The 21,209-nt window shown below is 74.7% G+C and carries 18 protein-coding genes; 15 read left to right on the top strand and 3 right to left on the bottom strand.

Annotated elements, in window-relative coordinates:
* Nucleotides 1–66 precede the first annotated feature (66 nt).
* From ACZ4MO_RS03945 to ACZ4MO_RS03910, 8 genes are all read left to right on the top strand, one after another.
* Nucleotides 67–1,809 (top strand): BCCT family transporter, encoded by a 1,743-nt coding sequence (locus ACZ4MO_RS03945; RefSeq protein ID WP_499278614.1) that lies wholly within the window; start codon nucleotides 67–69, stop codon nucleotides 1,807–1,809.
* A gap of 182 nt (nucleotides 1,810–1,991) precedes the next feature.
* Nucleotides 1,992–3,902 (top strand): translational GTPase TypA, encoded by a 1,911-nt coding sequence (gene typA / locus ACZ4MO_RS03940; RefSeq protein WP_175008011.1) that lies wholly within the window; start codon nucleotides 1,992–1,994, stop codon nucleotides 3,900–3,902.
* A gap of 13 nt (nucleotides 3,903–3,915) precedes the next feature.
* Nucleotides 3,916–4,935: a PIG-L family deacetylase gene (locus ACZ4MO_RS03935; RefSeq protein WP_255437012.1), complete on the top strand. Its 1,020-nt coding sequence runs from the start codon at nucleotides 3,916–3,918 to the stop codon at nucleotides 4,933–4,935.
* 10 nt (nucleotides 4,936–4,945) lie between these two features.
* Nucleotides 4,946–5,395 (top strand): hypothetical protein, encoded by a 450-nt coding sequence (locus tag ACZ4MO_RS03930; protein WP_186810349.1) that lies wholly within the window; start codon nucleotides 4,946–4,948, stop codon nucleotides 5,393–5,395.
* Nucleotides 5,396–5,639: 244 nt separating this feature from the next.
* A complete protein-coding gene (locus ACZ4MO_RS03925) occupies nucleotides 5,640–8,528 on the top strand; it encodes a VanW family protein (RefSeq protein WP_255437013.1) in 2,889 nt (962 codons plus the stop codon).
* Nucleotides 8,529–8,558: 30 nt separating this feature from the next.
* Nucleotides 8,559–9,458, top strand: a complete 900-nt coding sequence (locus ACZ4MO_RS03920; RefSeq protein WP_175008013.1) for a hypothetical protein — start codon at nucleotides 8,559–8,561, stop codon at nucleotides 9,456–9,458.
* Entirely contained in the window at nucleotides 9,455–10,402 is a 948-nt protein-coding gene (locus ACZ4MO_RS03915; protein WP_255437014.1) for a prephenate dehydratase, read from the top strand. Before ACZ4MO_RS03920 ends, ACZ4MO_RS03915 begins: the two co-directional genes overlap by 4 nt.
* A complete protein-coding gene (locus ACZ4MO_RS03910; protein WP_499278613.1) occupies nucleotides 10,396–11,400 on the top strand; it encodes a prephenate dehydrogenase in 1,005 nt (334 codons plus the stop codon). The genes ACZ4MO_RS03915 and ACZ4MO_RS03910 overlap by 7 nt, the downstream gene beginning before the upstream one ends.
* Before the next feature lie 61 nt (nucleotides 11,401–11,461).
* On the opposite strand, the gene ACZ4MO_RS03905 is transcribed toward ACZ4MO_RS03910, so the two are convergent.
* Nucleotides 11,462–11,764 carry a putative acetyltransferase gene (locus tag ACZ4MO_RS03905; protein WP_175008014.1) on the bottom strand — a complete coding sequence of 101 codons (303 nt, stop codon included), beginning with the start codon at nucleotides 11,762–11,764 and terminating at the stop codon, nucleotides 11,462–11,464.
* Between the two features lie 153 nt (nucleotides 11,765–11,917).
* Here ACZ4MO_RS03905 and fdxA point away from each other — a divergent pair, with 153 nt between their 5' ends.
* The 3 genes from fdxA to ACZ4MO_RS03890 all read left to right on the top strand — a co-directional run bounded on the left by fdxA (nucleotide 11,918) and on the right by ACZ4MO_RS03890 (nucleotide 14,811).
* Nucleotides 11,918–12,235, top strand: a complete 318-nt coding sequence (gene fdxA / locus ACZ4MO_RS03900; RefSeq protein WP_024841122.1) for a ferredoxin — start codon at nucleotides 11,918–11,920, stop codon at nucleotides 12,233–12,235.
* A gap of 19 nt (nucleotides 12,236–12,254) precedes the next feature.
* Nucleotides 12,255–13,397, top strand: coding sequence for a succinyldiaminopimelate transaminase (dapC, locus tag ACZ4MO_RS03895; protein ID WP_175008015.1), 1,143 nt, complete (start codon nucleotides 12,255–12,257; stop codon nucleotides 13,395–13,397).
* 115 nt (nucleotides 13,398–13,512) lie between these two features.
* Nucleotides 13,513–14,811 carry a citrate synthase gene (locus tag ACZ4MO_RS03890; RefSeq protein WP_021482791.1) on the top strand — a complete coding sequence of 433 codons (1,299 nt, stop codon included), beginning with the start codon at nucleotides 13,513–13,515 and terminating at the stop codon, nucleotides 14,809–14,811.
* A gap of 97 nt (nucleotides 14,812–14,908) precedes the next feature.
* Here ACZ4MO_RS03890 and ACZ4MO_RS03885 read toward each other — a convergent pair whose 3' ends face one another.
* Together ACZ4MO_RS03885 and dapD are read right to left on the bottom strand one after the other, a co-directional pair.
* On the bottom strand, nucleotides 14,909–15,886 hold the full coding sequence (locus ACZ4MO_RS03885) for a hypothetical protein (protein ID WP_186810350.1): 978 nt from the start codon (nucleotides 15,884–15,886) through the stop codon (nucleotides 14,909–14,911).
* 31 nt (nucleotides 15,887–15,917) lie between these two features.
* Nucleotides 15,918–16,910 carry a 2,3,4,5-tetrahydropyridine-2,6-dicarboxylate N-succinyltransferase gene (dapD, locus tag ACZ4MO_RS03880; RefSeq protein ID WP_175008016.1) on the bottom strand — a complete coding sequence of 331 codons (993 nt, stop codon included), beginning with the start codon at nucleotides 16,908–16,910 and terminating at the stop codon, nucleotides 15,918–15,920.
* 66 nt (nucleotides 16,911–16,976) lie between these two features.
* On the opposite strand from dapD, the gene dapE reads away from it, so the two are divergent.
* The 4 genes from dapE (at nucleotide 16,977) to ACZ4MO_RS03860 (ending at nucleotide 21,150) form a co-directional block, all read left to right on the top strand.
* Nucleotides 16,977–18,074 (top strand): succinyl-diaminopimelate desuccinylase, encoded by a 1,098-nt coding sequence (gene dapE / locus ACZ4MO_RS03875; RefSeq protein WP_175008204.1) that lies wholly within the window; start codon nucleotides 16,977–16,979, stop codon nucleotides 18,072–18,074.
* Between the two features lie 10 nt (nucleotides 18,075–18,084).
* Complete coding sequence (locus tag ACZ4MO_RS03870) at nucleotides 18,085–18,924, top strand: TIGR00730 family Rossman fold protein (RefSeq protein ID WP_175008017.1); 840 nt, start codon at nucleotides 18,085–18,087, stop codon at nucleotides 18,922–18,924.
* Between the two features lie 169 nt (nucleotides 18,925–19,093).
* Nucleotides 19,094–19,936, top strand: coding sequence for a dihydropteroate synthase (gene folP, locus ACZ4MO_RS03865; RefSeq protein WP_499278633.1), 843 nt, complete (start codon nucleotides 19,094–19,096; stop codon nucleotides 19,934–19,936).
* Entirely contained in the window at nucleotides 19,933–21,150 is a 1,218-nt protein-coding gene (locus ACZ4MO_RS03860) for a hypothetical protein (RefSeq protein WP_209827360.1), read from the top strand. Before folP ends, ACZ4MO_RS03860 begins: the two co-directional genes overlap by 4 nt.
* Nucleotides 21,151–21,209: the final 59 nt, after the last annotated feature.

Below are 21,209 nucleotides of genomic sequence, written 5' to 3'. Positions count from 1 at the left end.
CGTGACGAGGATGCCGCACCGGCGCCCGACGGGGGAGGGGCTGACGCGCCCCGCGACGAGGGAGCCGTGACGACGGACGCCGCGGCGGCGGACGCCGTCGGACCGGAGACCGCCTCCGCCCCGGTCGTGTCCGCGCACGACCCCGACGCCCCCCGGACGGGCCGTCCCGACCCGCGCGTCTTCTACCCGGCGGCAAGCATCATCCTGGTCTTCGTCCTGCTCACGGTGCTGTTCACGGACACCGTCACGTCCGTCATGGAGACGCTGCAGTCGGACGTCATCGGCGCCTTCGGGTGGTACTACGTGATCGTCGTCGCGGGGTTCGTCGTCTTCTCGCTGTGGATGGGCCTGAGCCGGTTCGGCGACATCGTGCTCGGCAAGGACGAGGAGACCCCGCTCTTCCGGCTGCCCGTGTGGTTCGCGATGCTGTTCGCCACCGGGATGGGCATCGGGCTCGTCTACTGGGGCGTCGCGGAGCCGCTCTCGCACTACGTGAGCCCGAAGCCCGGCGTCGAGGGCAGCGACGCGTCGCTCGCGCAGGCCGCGATGGGGCAGAGCTACCTGCACTGGGGCATCCACGCGTGGGCGATCTACGTCGTCGCGGGCCTCGCGCTCGCGTACGCGATCCACCGCAAGGGCCGCCCCGTCTCGATCCGGTGGGCGCTCGAGCCGCTGTTCGGCGACCGCGTGAAGGGACGCCTCGGCGACGTCATCGACGTGGTCGCGATCATCGGGACCGTCTTCGGCGTCGCGACGTCGCTCGGGTTCGGGGTGCTCCAGATCGCGGCAGGGCTCGGGTATCTGGACGTCGTCGAGCCGAGCACCGCGCTCGAGATCGGGCTCATCGCAGCGATCACCGCGCTCGCGACGCTCTCCGTCGTGTCGGGCCTGGGCAAGGGCATCAAGTGGCTCTCCAACGGCAACATGGTCCTCGCCGGCGTCGTGCTCGTGCTCGTGCTGGTCCTCGGCCCGACGCTGTTCCTCCTGCGCGAGTGGGTCCAGTCGCTCGGCTACTACCTCCAGAACGTCGTGCGCCTCACGTTCGACACCACCGCCTTCCAGGGCCAGGCCGGCCTCGAGTGGCAGTCGCAGTGGACGATCTTCTACTGGGGCTGGTGGATCTCCTGGGCTCCCTTCGTCGGGGTGTTCATCGCCCGCATCTCGCGCGGGCGCACGGTGCGCGAGTTCGTCCTCGGCACCCTCCTCGTCCCGACGATCGTCACGACGCTCTGGTTCTCCGTGTTCGGCGGGTCGGCGCTGTACCGCGAGCTCATGGAGCCCGGGAGCATGCTCGTGGACGGAGAGGTCGACACGGACACCGCGCTCTTCCAGCTGTTCGACGGCCTGCCCCTCGGGAACGTCCTCGCGGTGGTGGGCATCGTGCTCATCGTCGTCTTCTTCGTGACGTCGTCGGACTCGGGCTCGCTCGTCGTCGACATGCTCGCGAGCGGGGGCAACCCGAACCCGCCCACCTGGAGCCGTATCTTCTGGGCGGGCACGTCCGGGCTGCTGGCCATCGCGCTCCTGCTCGCGGGCGGCCTCCAGGCGTTGCAGACGGCGGCGATCCTCATCGCGCTGCCGTTCTCCGTGGTCATGATCGGGATGGCTGTGTCCACGGTGCGCGCGCTGCGGGTCGAGCACGCCGCGATCCTGCGGGCAGAGCGCCGTGCGGCGCGCGCCGCGCTCACGGAGCACGTGACGACCCGCGTCTCGGAGTCGATCTCCGAGCAGTGGGAGGAGCTGTACCCCGACCGCCCCGACCGGTGGCGCGCGCTCGTGCGCCGACCGCGGCGCAAGACGCCCTCCTGAGGGGGCACGTCCGGAGGGCGCACGACGGCGGGCATGGTGTCCCGAGCGCGGACCCGGTAGGATAGCCGGGCCCGGGTGACGGCCCGTGCTCCGTGATGCTGCGGCGGGCCGAGCCCGCCGTCGTGCGCGCTGAGGTGGCCGGCCGTCGTCGCCCCTCGTACCCCACGAAATGAGAACCGTAGATGTCTGTGCGCTCCGACCTGCGCAACGTGGCGATCGTCGCCCACGTCGACCACGGCAAGACCACGCTCGTCGACGCGATGCTGCGCCAGTCCGGCGCCTTCTCCGCGCACCAGCACGTGGACGAGCGCGTCATGGACTCCGGTGACCTCGAGCGCGAGAAGGGCATCACCATCCTCGCGAAGAACACCGCGGTGCGGTACGCCGGCCCGGCGGCCGCCGCGGTGGGCGAGCCCGACGGCATCACGATCAACGTCATCGACACCCCGGGCCACGCCGACTTCGGTGGCGAGGTCGAGCGCGGCCTGTCCATGGTCGACGGCGTCGTGCTGCTCGTGGACGCGAGCGAGGGCCCGCTCCCGCAGACCCGGTTCGTGCTCCGCAAGGCGCTCGCCGCGAAGCTCCCGGTGATCATCGTCGTCAACAAGGTCGACCGACCCGACTCGCGCATCACCGAGGTCGTCGCCGAGGCGACCGACCTGCTGCTGGGCCTCGCGTCCGACCTCGCGGACGAGGTCCCCGACCTCGACCTCGACGCGATCCTCGACGTCCCGGTCGTCTACGCGTCCGCGAAGGCCGGTCGCGCCTCGCTCGACCAGCCGTTGGACGGCCAGCTCCCCTCGAACGAGGACCTCGAGCCGCTCTTCACGACGATCCTCGAGAAGATCCCCGCCCCGACGTACGACGAGGGCGCGCCGCTCCAGGCGCACGTGACGAACCTCGACGCGTCGCCGTTCCTCGGTCGCCTCGCGCTCCTGCGCATCTTCAACGGCGAGCTGCGCAAGGGTCAGGTCGTCGCGTGGGCGCGCCACGACGGCACGCTCCAGAGCGTGAAGATCACCGAGCTGCTGGAGACGAAGGCGCTCGACCGCGTCCCCACGGACAAGGCCCGCCCCGGCGACATCGTCGCGGTCGCGGGCATCGCCGACATCACGATCGGCGAGACGCTCACCGACCCCGACGACCCGCGCCCGCTGCCGCTCATCACGGTCGACGACCCGGCCATCTCGATGACCATCGGCATCAACACCTCGCCGCTCGCGGGCAAGGGCGGCAAGGGCCACAAGGTCACGGCCCGCCAGGTCAAGGACCGCCTCGACGCCGAGCTCGTGGGCAACGTGTCGCTGCGCGTGCTCCCGACCGACCGCCCCGACGCGTGGGAGGTCCAGGGCCGCGGCGAGCTCGCGCTGGCGATCCTCGTCGAGCAGATGCGCCGCGAGGGCTTCGAGCTCACGGTCGGCAAGCCGCAGGTCGTCACGCGCACGATCGACGGCAAGACGCACGAGCCCATGGAGCGCATGACGATCGACGTCCCCGAGGAGTACCTCGGCGCGGTCACCCAGCTCCTCGCCCAGCGCAAGGGCCGCATGGAGACCATGTCGAACCACGGCACGGGCTGGATCCGCATGGAGTTCATGGTCCCGGCGCGCGGTCTCATCGGGTTCCGCACGCGGTTCCTCACCGAGACGCGCGGCACCGGCATCGCGTCGTCGATCTCCGAGGGCTACGAGCCGTGGGCCGGTCCCATCGAGACCCGCACCACGGGCTCGCTCGTCGCCGACCGCGCGGGCAAGGTGACCCCGTTCGCGATGATCAACCTCCAGGAGCGCGGCTCGTTCTTCGTCGACCCCACGCAGGAGGTCTACGAGGGCATGATCGTCGGCGAGAACTCGCGCAACGAGGACATGGACGTGAACATCACCAAGGAGAAGAAGCTCACGAACATGCGGTCCTCGACGGCCGACAACTTCGAGAACCTCGTCCCGCCGCGCCACCTCACGCTCGAGGAGTCGCTGGAGTTCGCGCGCGAGGACGAGTGCGTCGAGGTCACGCCCGAGGTCGTCCGCATCCGCAAGGTCGTCCTCGACCAGACCGAGCGCGCCCGCGCGACGTCGCGCGCCAAGCGCGCCTGACGCCGCCCACCGGGTGACCGTCCCGCAGAGCCAGCAGGCCGCCGTCGTGCCCGACGGCGGCCTGCTGGCCGTCCACGCCCACCCCGACGACGAGACCCTGGCGACGGGCGCGCTCCTCGCGACCTGGGCCCGCGCGGGCGAGCCGGTCACCGTCGTGACGTGCACGCGCGGCGAACGGGGCGAGGTGATCGACACCCCCGCGCACCCGACGGGCGTCGGGCACCTCGAGGGTGACGGGCCCGCGCTCGCCGCGTTCCGGGAGACCGAGCTCGCCCGCGCGCTCGCCGCGCTCGGCGTGCGGGACCACGTCTTCCTCGACACGGTCGCGAGCCCGGGCGAGCCGTCCGACGGCGGCGCGCCCGCGCGGTTCGAGGACTCCGGGATGGCGTGGGTCGCCCCGGGCGTGGCCGGCGGCGTCGCGGCCGGGCAGCTCCCGCCGCGCGCGTTCGTCGGCGTCCCGCTCGACCAGGCTGCCGCGCGCCTGGCCGCGCTGGTGCGGGACCGGCGTCCCGCGGTCGTGGCGACGTACGAGGCGGGTGGCGGCTACGGCCACCCCGACCACGTCCGGGCCCACGACGTCACGGTGCGCGCGCTCGAGCTCCTCGCCGCGGACCGCGAGCCGGTGCCCGCGCTGTGGGAGGTCGTCGCCCCCGAGACCACGGTGCGCGCGGCGCGTCGCGCGCTCGCCGAGCACCCCGCCGCGCGGGGGCTGCTCGCGGCCGACCCGCGGCTCACGCTCCCGGACCCGGACGAGGAGCTGCCCCCGCTCGCGCGTCCCGACGCGTCGCTGCGCGCGCTCGTCGGCGTGCCGGTGGGTCCCGTGCTCGACGACGTGCTGGCCGCGATGCGCGCGCACGCGACGCAGGTCCAGCACGTGACGTCGGCGGTCGTCGGGGCGGGGGCGGAGCCGGTGCTGCTCGGGTGGTACGCCCTGAGCAACGACGTGCTGGCGCCCGTCCCTTCACACGAGTTCTACGCTCCCTCCGGCCCGGCTCTCCCGGGCGACCAGGTTCGCCCCGGACCCACCCGTTAGCCTGGGACCCGTGGAGACCGGTACGGGGCGGCTCGTGGGCCGCGGGGTGGCGTGCGCGCTCGTGGGCGCGCTCGTCGGTCTCGTCGGTACGGTCGCGCACCGGGCGCACCTCCTGGGCGTCGACCTCCCGGGCGGGGCCGGGCTCGGCATCGTGCTCGCCCTGCTGACCGTCCTCGCGGCGGCCACGCTCGCCCGCGCCTGGGGCGGGATGGCGGGTCTCCTGGGCTTCGGCGTCGGGTGGGTCGTCGTCGTGCAGCTCCTCTCGCTCGAGGGGCCGGGGGGCGACGTGCTCGTGCCGAGCGAGCCCGTCGGGTACGTCTGGATCTACGGCGGCATGCTCGTGGTCGCCGCGGCGGCCTTCCTGCCCCGGTCGTGGTTCAGCGACCGCCCGGTCCGCACGGCCCAGCACGGGCGTCCCACCAGGCACGACGGACCCGAGAACCCCCTCGCGTCCCGCTAGTATTCGCCGTGCGGATCCCCGCACACCCCTCGTCGTCGCGCGGACCGCCGCGCGCCTTTCGTCACGGAGACAGTGGATGGGTCAGCCGACCGACCGAGACGCCGATCTCGACTCCCCTCAGGACGCCGTGCCGGAGCCCGCCGAGACGGTCGAGCCCTCGGCTCCCGAGACGGCGCCCGGCCCCGACGCGCAGGCTACCGACGCTTCCGGTGACGTCCCCTCGACCACGCCGACGGACGGACCGGTGGACACCGTCCCGGACGCCTCCGCCCCGATCGCGCCCGTGGACCCCGGTCCGGCGGGCGTGGAACCGGTGGAGCCCGGCCCTGCGGCCGAGGATCCTGGCGCGATCCCGACGGACGACGTGCCGGCCCCCGCGGAACCGCAGGGCACCGCGACCGACGCAGCGACCGCGGGTGCGACCGGCACCGCCGCGACCACGGGTGACGCACCCGCCGTCGACGATCCCGCCGTCGACGCCGCCGCGCCGGGCACCGCGGCCCCGGCCCAGTCCCCGGCCGACGCGGACGCGCGTCCCGGAGCCGACGCGGCGACACCCGCCGCTGCGGCCGACAAGGCCGCCGACTCTGACGCGGTGACCGGCACGGACGCAGGCGCTGCTGCCGCGAGCCCCGCCGTCGAGCCCGACGCGGGCACGCAGGCGGAGAGCGGTACGGACGCGTCCGCCGCGGACGCCCCGGCGCCGGAGGTGTCGCGCGTCGACCCCGTCGAGGCGCCCGGCGCGCCGACGCCGACCACCCCCGACGATGCGGTCACCGACGTGCCGGCGGCCGGCGCTGCCGAGACCCCGGGGCACGCCGGCACCGCGGACGACGGCGACGAGGAGCCGTACGTCCCGCGCGTGTTCGCGTTCGACCCGAACGTCCCGGCCGTGCTCGTCCCTTCCCCGGGCGTGCAGGCCGATCCCTCGGCCGCCGCGGCGGCGGACGACGTCGACCAGGAGGCTCCCGCGTCCGACGCCCCGTCGGCCGCCCCCGACGCCACGGCCTCCGGAGCGCCGTCCGCGAGCGGCCCGTCGGTCGACGCGACGCCGACCGACCGGTCGGCCGCCCCGGCCGGGGGAGACCCGGCCGACGAGCGCGCGGCCGAGCGGACCGCCGTCGTGCCCGTGGTCCCCGGGCAGGAGGGCGACCAGGGCCGACCCGCGAACGGGGGGAGCGACACCGCGCCCGACGCGACGCAGGTGATCCCGCCCGTCGACCCGTGGTCCCGGCCCGCGCCCGTCGTGCGCACCTCGATCCTCTCGCCGGCCTCGCCCGACGAGCCCGCGGCCGCGAGCCAGACGCCGGACGCTGCCGCTCCGGCGGGGGCCACCGGCGCGGCTGACGGCCCCGGCACGACCGCGTCGGGCACCGCGCCGTCGGGCACCGCCGCGCCCAGCGCGTTCACGCCGGTCCCGCCCGACGACTCTCGCGAGGCCTCTCCCTTCGAGGGCTTCGACGAGGACGGTCCGCGGCGCGGCTGGGCCCGCGGGCTGCTGTGGACGGGGGTCGCCGTCCTGGTCCTGGGCGGCCTGTACACGGGCGCCCAGTGGTTCTTCTCCGACAAGGTCCCGAGCGGGACGAGCGTCGCCGGCGTCGACGTCGGCGGTCTGTCCCGGACGGCGGCCGAGGACCGGCTCGAGTCCGAGCTCGGGCCGCGCGCGGCCGAGCCGATCACGCTCGTGGCGGGCGAGGCGAGCACGACGCTCGACCCGGCGACGGCGGGCCTGACCTTCGACGCCGCGGGGACGGCCGAGGAGCTCACGTCGTTCTCGATGAACCCGGCGCGCCTGTGGCAGCACCTGTTCGGCGGCAAGGACGCGGAGCCCGTGGTCACGGTCGACGACGCGGCACTCGACGCCCAGGTCGAGGCGCTGCGCGGCAGCCTGGAGATCGAGCCCGTGGACGGGTCCGTGCAGTTCGTGGACGGCGCGCCCACGAGCACGCCGGCCGCCGACGGCTCGGCGCTGGTCACCGACGAGGTGCCCGCGACCATCACGGAGAGCTGGCTCGTCACCGACGGGCCGGTCGAGCTGCCCACCGAGGCCGTCGAGCCCACGATCACGCAGGACGAGACGGACGCCGCGCTCGCCCTGGCGGAGAAGGTCGTGTCCGCGCCCGTCGTCGTCTCCGTCGGCGGCCAGTCGCCGGAGCTGCCCCCCGAGGCGCTCGCGGCGGCGGCCTCCTTCGCGGCGACGGACGGCGTCCTCACGCTGGCCTTCGACGGCCCCGCGCTCGTCCAGTCCGTGGTCGACCGGACGAACGACCTGCTCACCGCCGCGGACGACGCGCACTTCGTCTTCCGGGACGGCGCGCCGGTCATCGAGGGCGGCGAGCCCGGCACGACGATCGACCCCGCGGCCATCGCGACGGCCGTCACGACGGCCGCCTCGGGCGACGAGCGCACGGCGACGGTCGAGCTCGTCGAGTCGGACCCGGAGCAGTCGGTCGCGGCGCTCGAGGCGCTGGGGATCAAGGAGAAGGTGTCGGAGTTCTCGACGCCCGTGCCCAACGTCCCCGTCCGCACCGCGAACCTGAAGCGTGGGGCGGAGAAGGTGGACGGGACGCTCGTCAAGCCCGGGGAGACCTTCTCCCTCGTCGACACGCTGTCGCCCATCACGCTCGAGGGCGGCTACTTCGCGGCCGGCATCGTCGAGAGCGGGCGCCACACCGAGGGCGTCGGCGGCGGGCTGTCGCAGATGGCCACGACCACGTACAACGCGGGCTTCTTCGCGGGGCTCGAGGACGTCGAGCACCGGCCGCACAGCTACTGGTTCGAGCGCTACCCGGCCGGTCGCGAGGCGACGATCTTCGTCGGCTCGATCGACATGAAGTTCAAGAACGACACCCCGTACGGCGTCCTCATGCAGTCCTGGGTCGGTGGCGGCCAGCTGCACGTCGCGATCTGGAGCACCAAGTACTACGACGTCGAGACGTCGTCGAGCGGCAAGTCGAACGTGGTCCAGCCGACGACGGTCACGCACTCGGGCGCGGACTGCGCCCCGACGCCCGCGGGCAGCCCGGGCTTCTCCATCACGAACTACCGCAAGGTCTACCACGAGGGCGAGCTCGTCAAGGACGAGTCCTACCGGTGGACCTACAAGCCGGACAACGCGGTCGTCTGCGAGTAGGCCGGCCCACCCACACACCACGGAGGTCCCATGCTCGGACGCAGCGAACGGGAGTCGGGAGCGCAGGCGCTGCTCGCGGCCACGGCGGCGGGATGGGTCGACGGCGACCCGACGGAGGCGCTGCTCGACCTCGGGTCGACGACGGCGACGCTGTCGACCGTCGCGAGCATCGACGCGCTGTCCGCCGTCGTGCACCTGGGCCATCCCGCGCAGCCGTCGCACGAGCTCGAGCGCGCGCTCCTCGCGGCACCGCCGTCGCTCGTGCTGACGGGCGCGTCGGCGGTGCCGTCGCAGTGGGTCTGGGTCGGCCGGTCGACGGCGGCCCGCGACCTGACGGGGCACGTCGTCGTCGACGAGGCGGGGATGCGCGACCGGCGCCACGTGCTGCGCACGATGGGTGTCAGCCCGTCGCTCGTCCCGACCCGGACCACGCTGGACGAGCGCGTCGCGCTCGCCGGCGCCGACGGCAGCCTCGTCGTCGAGCGCTCGGTGGCCCACGGGCCGCTCGCCGCGCTCGGCTACGCCGAGCTCCCGGGCAGCGAGCTCCTCGGTGAGGGCGCTCCCGTCTGGTACGGCCTCCTGGAGAGCCGCGACGCGGCGCCTCGGGCCGAGGGCGTCGCCCAGGTGTGGCTCGCGTTCGGGCCCCGCGACGACCACCGCGGCTCGCTCCAGGAGACGCTCGCGCTGGTCGCCGCCGCCGGGATCGACCTGCAGCACCTGCGCAGCCACCGCTCGCAGGCCGGACCGCACATCTTCTTCTGCGCGTTCTCGTGCCCCGACGCGACGACGCTCGACGGCCTCGTCGCGGGGTTCGGCGAGCGAGGCGTCGCGCACCGAATCCTCGCGGTCCTGCCCGGGCAGGAGTTCGTGCCCGGCCCCGACGCGCTCGAGCCACGCTGGGCGACCGCCCCCGACCCCGTCCACGCGTGAGCGTCGGGTACCTCGGCCCCGAGGGGTCGTTCACCCACCAGGCGGCGGCCGCGTGGTCGCAGGCGCACGGCCGGACCGCCGTCGGGCTCGCGGCACGCACCACCGTCGCGGACGTCTTCGCGGGCGTGGCGGCGGGCGAGCACGAGCGGGGCGTCGTCGCGATCGAGAACACGGTCGAGGGGTACGTGGTGCCCTCGCTCGACGCGATCGTCGGGAGCGCCAGCGTCGTCGCGGTCGACGAGGTCGTGCTCGACATCTCGTTCGACGCGTTCGCGCGCCCGGACCACGGCGAGCTCACGGAGGTCACCGCGCACCCGCACGGCCTCGCGCAGTGCCAGGGCTTCGTGCGCCGGACGGGTCTCGCGCCGGTCGCGGCGTCGTCGAACGCCGCCGCGTGCCGCGACGCCGGGCCGCACCAGGTCGCCCTCGGCCCGACGATCTGCGGCGAGCTCTACGGCCTGGAGACCGTCGAGCGCGCGGTGGAGGACTTCGCGGGCGCGCGCACCCGGTTCCTCGTGCTGGCGCCGCGCGCGGAGGCCGCCGCGGCGCTCGGCCGGGCGCGAGGTCACGGCGAGACGTCGTGGCGCACGATGCTCGCGGTGACGCCCGTCGTCACGGGACCCGGCGTGCTGGCGCGCATCACGCAGGCCTTCGGTGCGCGGGGCGTCAACCTGTCGAGCCTCATCACGCGACCGCTCAAGGCCGTCGCGGGCACGTACGTCTTCGTCCTCACGGTCGACGGCGCACCGTGGGACGCGCCGGTGCGCGCCGTCCTGGAGGACCTCGTCCGGGCCGGGGACGCGCTCAAGACGCTCGGGGTCGTGCCGGCGCGCGGCGAGCTCGACGAGTCGGTCCACGCCGACGTCGACGCCGCGAACGTCCCGGTGGGGAGCGTCGACGCGTCGACCGTCGCGGCAGATCGTGCGACGGGGCTCCTGTGGTGACCGCCGCGGGTGCCGCGCCGGAGCAGGCGGCGTCGCGCACGGTGGTCCGGGTCGGCGTCCTCGGCCTCGGCCTCGTCGGCGGCTCGGTCGCGCGGCTCCTGCACGAGCAGGGCGTCGAGGTGACCGGCTACGACGCCACGGCGACCACGCGCGCGGCGGCGCGTGCCGCGGGGCTCCGCGTCGTCGGCGACGTCGCGGAGGTCTGCGCCGACGAGCCCGACGTCCTCGTGCTCGCCGTGCCGCTGCGCGCGATGCGGGCGGTCGCGACCGACGTCGCCCGGCACGTGCGGGGCGCGACGGTCGTGACGGACGTCGGCAGCGTCAAGGGCGCGGTGCGCGACGCCGTCCGGTCCGCCGGGCTCGACGCCCGGTACGTCGGGGCGCACCCCATGGCCGGGACCGAGCACTCGGGCTTCGAGGCGTCCGACCCGGCGATGCTCGCGGGCGCGCGCTGGGCCGTGACGGTCGACGCGACCACGCGACCGGACGCGTTCACGGCCGTGCTGCGGCTCGTCACGGGCCCGCTCGGCGGCACGGTGCACGTGCTCACCGACGACGTCCACGACGAGTCCACCGCGCTCGTCAGCCACGTCCCGCACGTGCTCGCGACCGAGCTCCTGGGCGTCGTCGCCGACGCCCCCGTGCGCGACGTCGCGCTAGGGCTCGCCGCGGGCAGCTTCCGCGACGCGACGCGCGTGGGGCGCACCGACCCGCGCCGGACCGAGGCCATGGTCACGGACAACGCCGCCTGGGTGGCGTCCGCGCTGCGCGTCGTCGTGCGCGACCTCGAGCAGCTCGTCCGCGCGCTCGAGACCAACGCGCCTGTGGGCGAGTTCTTCGACCGGCCCGACCCGGTGCGTGCCGCGCCGGGCGGCACCGGCGAGCCCGTGCGCGTGGACCTCGACGACGCGGGCACCTGGCGCGAGACGCTCACGGCGGCCGGGGCGCGGGGCGCCGTCGTCGTGGGCGTCGAGGACCGGACGGTCGTCGTCGCCTGAGGTCCGGCCACCGGAACCCGGCGCCGCCCGTGGCGGGCCAGGTCGTCGGTCGGCCCGGTCGTCAGTCCGGGCGTGACGCGGGTCGCCGTGGCGGCCGCGGCGGGACCGGCTTGCCGGCGACGATCGCGTCGAGCGGTACGGACACCAGGGGAGGGGCGTCGTCGCGCGGGCCGTGGCCGCGGTGCGGCAGGGCGCTGCCGCCGGCGTCCTCGCGCAGCACGAGCGCGGTCGCGGTGGTCTCCACGACCACCCCGATCACGTCGGTGAGGGGCTTGCCCGCTGCCGCCGCGTCGTCGGGCGAGAGCCTGCGGCGGACGACGACCCGCGTCCCCGGCGCCCACGTCGTCCAGGGCGAGTCGGGCACGCGGCGGCTCCTCGGGTCGTGTGACGTTCGTCCACGGGCTGGTCAGGGAGGGTCGGGCACCGCCCGACCTGAGCGATACTAGTCGTGCATGCCCCTGTCATGACCTCGCCCCTCGCCGGGCCGGGTCCGGACGAACCAGAAAGGTACTCGGTCGTGACTTACGTGATCGCTCAGCCGTGCGTGGACGTCAAGGACAAGGCGTGCATCGAGGAATGTCCTGTCGACTGCATCTACGAGGGCAAGCGGTCGCTCTACATCCACCCGGACGAGTGCGTCGACTGCGGCGCGTGCGAGCCGGTCTGCCCCGTCGAGGCGATCTACTACGAGGACGACGTGCCGACGGAGTGGAGCGACTACTACCGCGCCAACGTCGAGTTCTTCGACGACCTCGGCTCGCCCGGCGGCGCCGCGAAGATGGGTCTCATCGAGAAGGACGACCCGATGATCGCCGCCCTGCCGCCGCAGGCCTGAGCCCTCGGCGCCGGCGCTCGTGGGACTCGCCGACCTCTCCGGTCTCGCCTATCCCTGGGACACGCTGACCCCGTACGCGGAGCGCGCGCGAGCGCACCCCCGCGGCGTGGTCGACCTCTCCATCGGCACCCCGGTGGACCCGACCCCCGCCGTGGTGCGCGACGCGCTCGCCGCCGCGTCCGACGCGCACGGCTACCCGACGACGCACGGGACGCCCGCCCTGCGCGAGGCGGTCTCCGCATGGTTCGCCCGCCGTCGCGGCGTCCCCGGCCTCGATCCCGACGCCGTGCTCCCCACCGTCGGGAGCAAGGAGCTCGTGGGGCTGCTGCCCTCGCTCCTGCGGCTCGGTCCGGGCGACGTCGTAGTGCACCCGCGGACGGCCTATCCCACGTACGACGTCGGTGCGCGCCTGGCCGGCGCGACGCCGCTCGCGACGGACGACGTCGAGGAGTGGGCGGGCCGCGACGACGTGCGGCTGGTCTGGGTCAACTCGCCGAGCAACCCGACGGGCCGGGTCCTCGACGCCGCGCACCTCGCGCGCGTCGTCGCCGCGGCCCGCGAGATCGGCGCGGTCGTCGCGAGCGACGAGTGCTACGCGGAGCTCGCGTGGACGGAGCCGTTCACGACGACCGGTGTCCCGAGCCTGCTCGACCCGGCGGTGTGCGGCGGCTCGCACGAGGGTCTGCTCGTCACCTACTCGCTCTCCAAGCAGTCGAGCATGGCGGGCTACCGCGCGGCGTTCGTCGCGGGGGACGCCACGCTCGTCGCCGACCTGCTCGCGACGCGCAAGCACCTCGGCATGATCGTCCCCGCGCCGGTCCAGGCCGCGATGGTCGCGGCCCTGTCCGACGACGCGCACGTCGCCGCGCAGCGCGACGTGTACGCGCGCCGCCGCGAGGTGCTCGTCGCCGCGCTCACCGGCGCGGGCCTCGCGATCGACCACTCGGAGGCGGGCCTCTACCTGTGGTCGCGACTCGCCGACGAGGCCGGGGGCGACTGCTGGCGGACGGTCTCCGCGCTCGCCGACCTGGGCGTCCTCGTCGGGCCCGGGGCGTTCTACGGAACCGAGGGCGCGGGGCACGTGCGCGTCGCCCTCACCGCGACCGACGAGCGGGTCCACGAGGCCTCGGCTCGACTCTCCGGAGGCCTCCCGCTGGCGTGACCTGGATCACAGCGGGTGTGGTGTTCTCGTGACGGTTCCTGATTGGTCACGTGCGGGTGAGGCGGGGTACGGTCGACCGCGCGGCAACGGCGCGAGCAGCAGCAGGAAGGGAACCATGACCACCACTCAGCAGGCGAAGGTCCGCCTCCTCGTCGACGACCAGGCGCAGGACCTGCCCGTGGTCGCGGCGACCGAGGGCAACGACGGCATCGTCGTGTCCTCCTTGCTCAAGTCGACCGGCCTCGTGACCGTCGACCCCGGCTTCATGAACACCGCGTCGTGCGAGTCGAGCATCACGTACATCGACGGCGAGGCCGGCATCCTCCGGTACCGCGGGTACCCGATCGAGCAGCTCGCCGAGCGGTCGAGCTTCCTCGAGGTCGCGTACCTCCTCATCCACGGCGAGCTCCCCGACGCCGCGACCCTCGACGCGTTCGTCGAGCGCGTCAACCGCCACACGCTCGTGCACGAGGACTTCCGCACGTTCATGGGCACGTTCCCGCGCAACGCGCACCCCATGGCGGTGCTGTCGTCCGCGATCAACGCGCTGTCCACGTTCTACCCCGAGTCGCTCGACCCGTTCGACGACGAGACGGTCGAGCTCGCGACGGTCCTGCTCCTCGCGAAGTCGCGCACCATCACGTCCTACCTGCACCGCCGCCGCGTCGGCGAGCCGCTGCTCTACCCGGACTACTCGCGCGGGTACGTCGACGACTTCCTGCGCATGACGTTCGCGACGCCGTACCAGCAGTACGAGGCGGACCCGGTCGTGGTCGACGCGCTCGACAAGCTGCTCATCCTGCACGCCGACCACGAGCAGAACTGCTCCACGTCGACGGTCCGCGTCGTCGGGTCCTCGCACGCCAACCTCTACGCGTCCGTCGCGGCCGGGGTCAACGCGCTCTCGGGCCCGCTGCACGGCGGCGCGAACGAGTCGGTGCTCACCATGCTCGACAAGATCGCGGGCGCGGAGTACGACGTCGACACCTTCATGAAGAAGGTGAAGAACAAGGAGGACGGCGTCCGCCTCATGGGCTTCGGCCACCGGGTCTACAAGAACTACGACCCGCGTGCGGCGATCGTCAAGAAGTCGGCCGACGCCGTGCTCTCGACCCTCGGCAAGAAGGACCAGCTCCTCGACATCGCCATGGGCCTCGAGGAGATCGCGCTCAACGACGACTACTTCATCGAGCGCAAGCTCTACCCGAACGTGGACTTCTACACGGGCCTCATCTACAAGGCCATGGGCTTCTCGCCGGCCATGTTCACGCCGCTCTTCGCGCTGGGCCGCATGCCCGGCTGGATCGCGCAGTGGCGCGAGATGATGAAGGACCCGCAGACCAAGATCGGCCGTCCGCGCCAGGTCTACGTCGGCGAGACCGAGCGCGACTACGTCGCCGTCTCCGACCGCTGACGGCCCCTCCTCCGGACGCCGCGCCCCTCACCCTCGGTGAGCGGCGCGGCGTTCGTCGTCTGCGGTCCCGCGCCCGACGCAAGCCGGCGGCGGTCGGTCAGGACGCGTCGGGGACGGCGACGTGGACGCGCAGGGCGCCCGGGTCGAGCGGGGCGAGGTCGGCCGGGTCGGGGGTGGTCCACGTCGAGCCGTCGCGCGACCAGCGGCGGTCACCGACCTCGACGGCGACGACGTTCGTGGCGTCGGCCGTCGCGACGGCCCACTGGGCGACGGCCCACGCCGAGCGCTCGACGCCGCCGTCCTCCGCGGCCGCGGGGAGCGCGGACGCGTCGACGGCGACCGTGCCCCCGGTCCCGCCGTCGAACGGTGCGACGCGGACCGCGTCGCCGAGGTCGCGCGCGGCGCGCTCCCGGAACGGCTCGGTCGGGTCGCCGTCCTCCGGCACCTCCGCCGTGGGCACCGCAGCGAGGTCGCACGTGAGCGACGCGGGCGACCAGCCGGTCAGCGCGGACGCCCACGCGCGCGAGCGGGGCTCGTGCTGCGCGTACGCGTCGGGGAACGCGGACCGCTGGACGGTCTGCGCGGCGACGGTGACCTCCATGCCCTCGTAGCCCTCGACCGTCTCGAGCGCGTCGTAGAACGTGTTGGTCGAGTAGACGGGGTCCATGATCTCCGCGACGGTGCCCCACCCCTGGGAGGGGCGCTGCTGGAACAGGCCGACGGAGTCGCGGTCGCCGTAGTCGATGTTGACGAGCCGCGACTCCTGCAGCGCGGTCGCGAGCCCGATGGTGGCGGCGCGGGCGGGGAGCCCGCGCCGCACCGTGGCCCCGGTGATCAGTGCCGCGTTGTCCGCCTGCGTCACGGAGAGGTACCACGTGCGGCCGTCGGCGGTCGCGGCGCAGCGCTCCGCGACGGGCGTCGCGTCGTCGAGCCGGTTGAGCGCGACCACGACCGCGCCGACCCCCACCGCGGCCACCGTGACGAGGGTGACCGCGGTGCGCAGGGGGCGCCGTCGTGCCCGGACGCGACCCCGCGCCGGGGCGGCGGGGGAGCGCGGGGGCTGCGTCGTCGTCATCGTCGAGGCGGGGTGTGCTCGGGAGGGCCGGTCAGTTCGCGTGCAGCGCGGCGTTGAGCTCGACGCCCGCGCCGGTCCGCGAGACCGCCTCGACCCCGCCGGTCAGCGAGTTGCGCCGGAAGAGGATGCCGGACCGGCCGGCGAGGTCGCGCGCCTTGACGACGAGCGGCTCGCCCGCGGCGTCGTGCTGCCCGACGACCGTCACCTTGGTCCCCGCGGTGACGTACAGGCCGGACTCCACGACGCAGTCGTCGCCGAGCGGGATGCCGAGGCCGGCGTTGGCGCCGAGCAGGGAGCGCTGACCGACCGAGATGACCTCGCGGCCACCACCGGACAGCGTGCCCATGATGGACGCGCCACCCCCGACGTCGGAGCCGTCGCCCACGACGACGCCCGCCGAGATGCGCCCCTCGACCATCGACGTGCCGAGCGTGCCCGCGTTGAAGTTCACGAAGCCCTCGTGCATCACCGTGGTGCCGGCCGCGAGGTGCGCCCCGAGGCGCACGCGGTCCGCGTCGGCGATCCGGACGCCCGACGGGACGACGTAGTCCACCATGCGGGGGAACTTGTCGACGCCGAGCACGGTCACGGGCTGACCCGTCGCGCGCAGGCGCAGGCGCGTCTCCTCGAAGCCGTCGACGGCGCACGGGCCGTGGTTCGTCCACACGACGTTCGCCAGCACGCCGAAGAGGCCGTCGAGGTTCAGGCCGTGCGGCACGACGAGGCGGTGGGAGAGCAGGTGCAGGCGCAGGTAGGCGTCGGCGGTGTCGGCGGGGGCGGCGTCGAGGTCGATCTCGGTCCGCACCACGACGACGTCCACGCCGCGCAGCTCGTCGCGCTCCGCGAGCGCGTCGAGCGACGCGGGCACGGCGGCGTCCACCGGGGCGGCGCCGAGCTCCGGCGCGGGGTACCAGACGTCGAGGGTCGTGCCGTCGTCGGTGACGGTCGCCAGGCCGTAGGCCCACGCCGTACGCGGCTCGGACGCGCCCGCCGACGAGGCGGGCGCGGGGGTCGCAGAAGTCATGCGCCCCACCCTATCCGGCGCCGGTAGGGTGCTGGCGTGACCTCTCCCACCCCTGGTACCGGACCCGTGCTCGACCTCCGCGGCGACCTCGTCGCCCTGTTCCGCGCGGTGTGCGACGTGCCGTCCGTGAGCGGGGACGAGCGTGCGCTCGCGGACGCGGTCGAGGCGGCGCTGCGAGCGCTCCCGCACCTGGAGGTCGTGCGCGACGGCGACACGGTCGTCGCGCGCACGACGCTCGGCCGCGAGCGGCGCGTCGTGGTCGCGGGCCACCTCGACACGGTGCCGCTCACGGACCCGCCGAACCTGCCGACGCGCGTCGTCGGCGAGGGCGCGCACGCCGAGGTCTGGGGCCGGGGCACGGTGGACATGAAGGGCGGTGTCGCGGTCGCGCTCGCGCTGGCCGCGGAGCTCGACGCCCCGGCCCAGGACGTCACGTGGGTCTTCTACGACAACGAGGAGGTCGCCGCGGACCTCAACGGGCTCGGGCGCCTCGCGCGGAACCGGCCGGACCTGCTGGCGGCGGACCTCGCCGTGCTCGGGGAGCCCACCTCGGCGGGCCTCGAGGGCGGGTGCAACGGGACGCTGCGTGCCGAGGTGCGCGTGCCGGGCGTCGCCGCCCACTCCGCGCGCTCCTGGACGGGGACCAACGCGATCCATGCCGCGCACGAGGTGCTCGACCGCCTGGCCGCGTACGTGCCCCGGGACGTCGAGGTCGACGGCCTCGTGTACCGGGAGGGGATGAACGCCGTCGGGATCGCGGGCGGGATCGCGGGGAACGTCGTCCCGGACGAGTGCGTCGTCACGGTGAACTACCGGTTCGCCCCCTCCCGGAGCGTGGCCGAGGCCGAGCAGCACGTCCGCGACCTCTTCGCCGGCTTCGCGGTGACGCTCACCGACGCGGCGCCCGGCGCGCGGCCCGGGCTCGACGACCCGCTCGCGGCGGACTTCGCGGCGGCCGTCCTCGGGGTGACGGGAGGCGCGCCGGCTCCGAAGTACGGCTGGACCGACGTCGCGCGCTTCGCCGAGCTCGGCGTCCCGGCGGTGAACTTCGGGCCCGGGGACCCGCTGCTGGCGCACAAGGACGACGAGCGGTGCCCCGTCGGGCAGCTCGCGCTGTGCCGCGACGCGCTCCGTGCGTGGCTCACGGCCGCACCTGCGGCATAGGCTCGTGACCATGAGCGACACGGTGCGTGACCAGCCAGGTTCCGACGACGGCGTGCCCCAGAGCGGCACCGGGTACCGCAAGGGGCCGGTGCTGCTGCGCGGCGACCAGATCCCGCGCCAGACGACGGACCAGCGCCTCCTCGACTCGCGCGGCAGCGCGGACTGGGTGCACTCCGACCCGTGGCGCGTCATGCGGATCCAGAGCGAGTTCGTCGAGGGCTTCGGGGCGCTCGCGGAGGTCGGTCCGGCCGTCTCCGTGTTCGGCTCGGCACGCACCAGGCCGGACCACCCGGACTACACGCTCGCCGAGGAGGTGGGGCGCCTCCTCGTCGACGAGGGCTTCGCCGTCATCACGGGCGGCGGCCCCGGCATCATGGAGGCGGCCAACAAGGGCGCGTCGGACGCCGGTGGCCTGTCGATCGGCCTCGGGATCGAGCTGCCGTTCGAGCAGGGGATGAACCGCTACGTCAACCTCGGCGTGAACTTCCGCTACTTCTTCGCCCGCAAGACGATGTTCGTCAAGTACGCGCAGGGCTTCGTCGTGCTGCCGGGCGGCTTCGGCACGTTCGACGAGCTGTTCGAGGCGCTGACGCTCGTCCAGACGCACAAGATCACCGAGTTCCCCGTCGCGCTCGTCGGGACGGACTACTGGACCGGGCTGCTGGACTGGGCGCGCACCGCGGTCGTGGGCCGCGGCATGATCAGCGAGCACGACCTCGACCTCGTCCACCTGTGCGACGACCCGGCCGAGGCCGTCGAGTACGTGTGCGACCGCGGCGCCGAGCTGCGCGCCGAGGAGCGCGAAGCGACCGAGGAGCTCGCCCGGGCGCAGGCCGGCGACGCGAGCTGACGGGCGCGGCGCGATGACCGCAGGTCCGGGCGCGCCCGGCTCCGGCGCGGGCGAGCCGGGGGCGCCCACGCCCGGCGAGGGCGCGCCCGTCCCGCTGCCGCCCCTCGGGGTGCCCCCGCGCCGCACGTCGCTCGTGCTGCGCGGGCGCGAGCTCGACCGGCCCGCCGTGATGGCGATCGTCAACCGCACCGACGACTCGTTCTACGCCGGGGCGCGCCAGCTCGACGACCGCCAGGCGCTCGCCGCCGTCGAGCGCGCCGTCACGGAGGGCGCCGAGATCCTCGACGTGGGCGGGGTGCGTGCCGGGGTCGGTCCGGAGGTGACCCCGGGGGAGGAGATCCGCCGCGTCGTCCCGTTCGTCGCACGGGTGCGGTCCGAGTTCCCGGACCTCCTCGTCAGCGTGGACACGTGGCGCGCCGAGGTCGCGCACGAGGCGGCGCTCGCGGGCGCGGACCTCGTGAACGACACGTGGGCCGGGCACGACCCGCGGCTCGTCGAGGTCGCCGGGCAGCACGGGATCGGCGTCGTGTGCTCCCACACCGGGGGAGCGCGGCCGCGCACGGACCCCGTCCGCGTCGCCTACCCGGCCCGCCCCGGAGCGGCCGACCCGCGGGACGGCGTCGTGCAGGACGTCGTGACGACGCTCCGGGCCGCGGCCGAGCGGGCGGTGTCGTGCGGTGTCCCGCGCGCGTCGGTGCTCGTCGACCCGACCCACGACTTCGGCAAGAACACGTGGCACTCCCTGCACCTGCTCCGCCGCACCGAGGTGCTCGCCGGGCTCGGGTTCCCGCTCCTCATGGCGCTGTCGCGCAAGGACTTCGTCGGGGAGACGCTCGACCTCCCGGCCGACGAGCGCCTCGAGGGCACGCTCGCGGCGACGGCCGTCGCGGCGTGGCTCGGCGCGCGCGTCTTCCGCGCGCACGACGTCGCCGCGACACGTCGCGTCCTCGACCTGGTCTCCGCCGTCCGCGACGAGACGGCCCCGGCTGCGGCGCTGCGGGGCCTCGCGTGACGACGCCGCGCGCGGCCGCCCTGCCCGCGGCGCGGGCGCGGCTGCTGCGACCTGCGACCTGGCGGTGGTGGGTCCAGGTGCTCGCGCTCTACGCCCTCGCCCGGGCGGTGAGCGCCGTCGTCCTGCTCGTCGCCGCGCGGTCCCAGGAGCAGAACCTGTGGACGGACGCCGCGCCCTCGTACCTCGCCTACGTCGGCCGGATGTGGGACGCGAGCTGGTACGAGCAGATCTACCGGTCCGGCTACCCGGACACGCTCCCCGTGGGTCCCGACGGCGCCGTGCAGCAGAACGTGTGGGCCTTCTTCCCGTTGTTCCCGGCGCTCGTGCGCGCGCTCGACGCGGTCACGGGGCTCGGGTGGGAGGTGCTGGCCCCGACCCTCGCGCTGGTGTGCGGGGCGGGCGCGGTGCTCGTGGTCCACCGGCTCGTCGCGACGGCGGGGGCCGCCGCGGTCGAGCGACGCCCGGGCCTCCCGCTCGCGACCGTGCTGCTCGTGAGCGTCTTCCCCTCCAGCCCCGTCCTCCAGGTCGCGTACACCGAGTCCCTCGCCCTGCTCCTCGTGGCGGGTGCGCTGCTCCTGCTCGCCCGCCGTCGCTACGCCTGGACGACGCTCGTCGTCGTCCTCCTCGGCTTCTGCCGCGCGGTCGCGCTGCCGATGGCGGCGGTCGTGCTGTGGCACGGGTTCGTGCGGTGGCGCCGCGGGGACCTGCGCGGGGCCGACGCCGCCCGGCTGGGCGGCCTGCTCGTCGTCGCCCTCGGGAGCGGGCTCGTGTGGCCCTGGCTGTGCGACGTGGTGACGGGCGTGCACCAGGCGTACTTCCGCACCCAGGAGGCCTGGCGCGGCGGCGCGGAGGTCGTCCCGTTCGTGCCGTGGGTGGACGTCTCGCGATGGCTCGCGGGCGACGCCGGCCCGTGGCTCCTCGCGCTCGTCCTCGTGGCGTCCGCCGCGCTCGTCCTGAACCCGGTCGCGGCGCGCCTCGGCCCGGAGATGCACGCGTGGTCCGGGGCGTACCTGGCCTACCTCGTGGCGACCGTCCAGCCGGGCACCTCCCTCGTGCGCTTCCTCCTGCTGGCGTTCCCGCTCGGGGCGGTGACGGTCGGGTGGACGCGGTCGCGCACGTGGCTCGCGGCGGTGACCGTCGCGTGCGTCGTGGGGCAGGTGTGGTGGGTGTGGTCGCTGTGGCGGCTGGTCCCGCCGTCGGGGTGGCCGCCGTGACCGGGACGCCCGGGATGTCGGCACGCGTGAACTAGACTGTCCCCCGGGCGTCGTCCGAG

This window comes from Sphaerisporangium cinnabarinum, from assembly GCF_055567015.1.
This window is presented reverse-complemented; position numbering and strand designations above follow the sequence as displayed.

What these genes read in the sequence shown, in the direction of transcription:
- ACZ4MO_RS03885 (WP_186810350.1), bottom strand. Translation starts at nt 15,886, where the DNA reads ATGACGACGACGCAGCCCCCGCGCTCCCCCGCCGCCCCGGCGCGGGGT.
- ACZ4MO_RS03870 (WP_175008017.1), top strand. Translation starts at nt 18,085, where the DNA reads ATGAGCGACACGGTGCGTGACCAGCCAGGTTCCGACGACGGCGTGCCC.
- folP (WP_499278633.1), top strand. Translation starts at nt 19,094, where the DNA reads ATGGCGATCGTCAACCGCACCGACGACTCGTTCTACGCCGGGGCGCGC.
- dapD (WP_175008016.1), bottom strand. Translation starts at nt 16,910, where the DNA reads ATGACTTCTGCGACCCCCGCGCCCGCCTCGTCGGCGGGCGCGTCCGAG.
- ACZ4MO_RS03890 (WP_021482791.1), top strand. Translation starts at nt 13,513, where the DNA reads ATGACCACCACTCAGCAGGCGAAGGTCCGCCTCCTCGTCGACGACCAG.
- typA (WP_175008011.1), top strand. Translation starts at nt 1,992, where the DNA reads ATGTCTGTGCGCTCCGACCTGCGCAACGTGGCGATCGTCGCCCACGTC.
- ACZ4MO_RS03920 (WP_175008013.1), top strand. Translation starts at nt 8,559, where the DNA reads ATGCTCGGACGCAGCGAACGGGAGTCGGGAGCGCAGGCGCTGCTCGCG.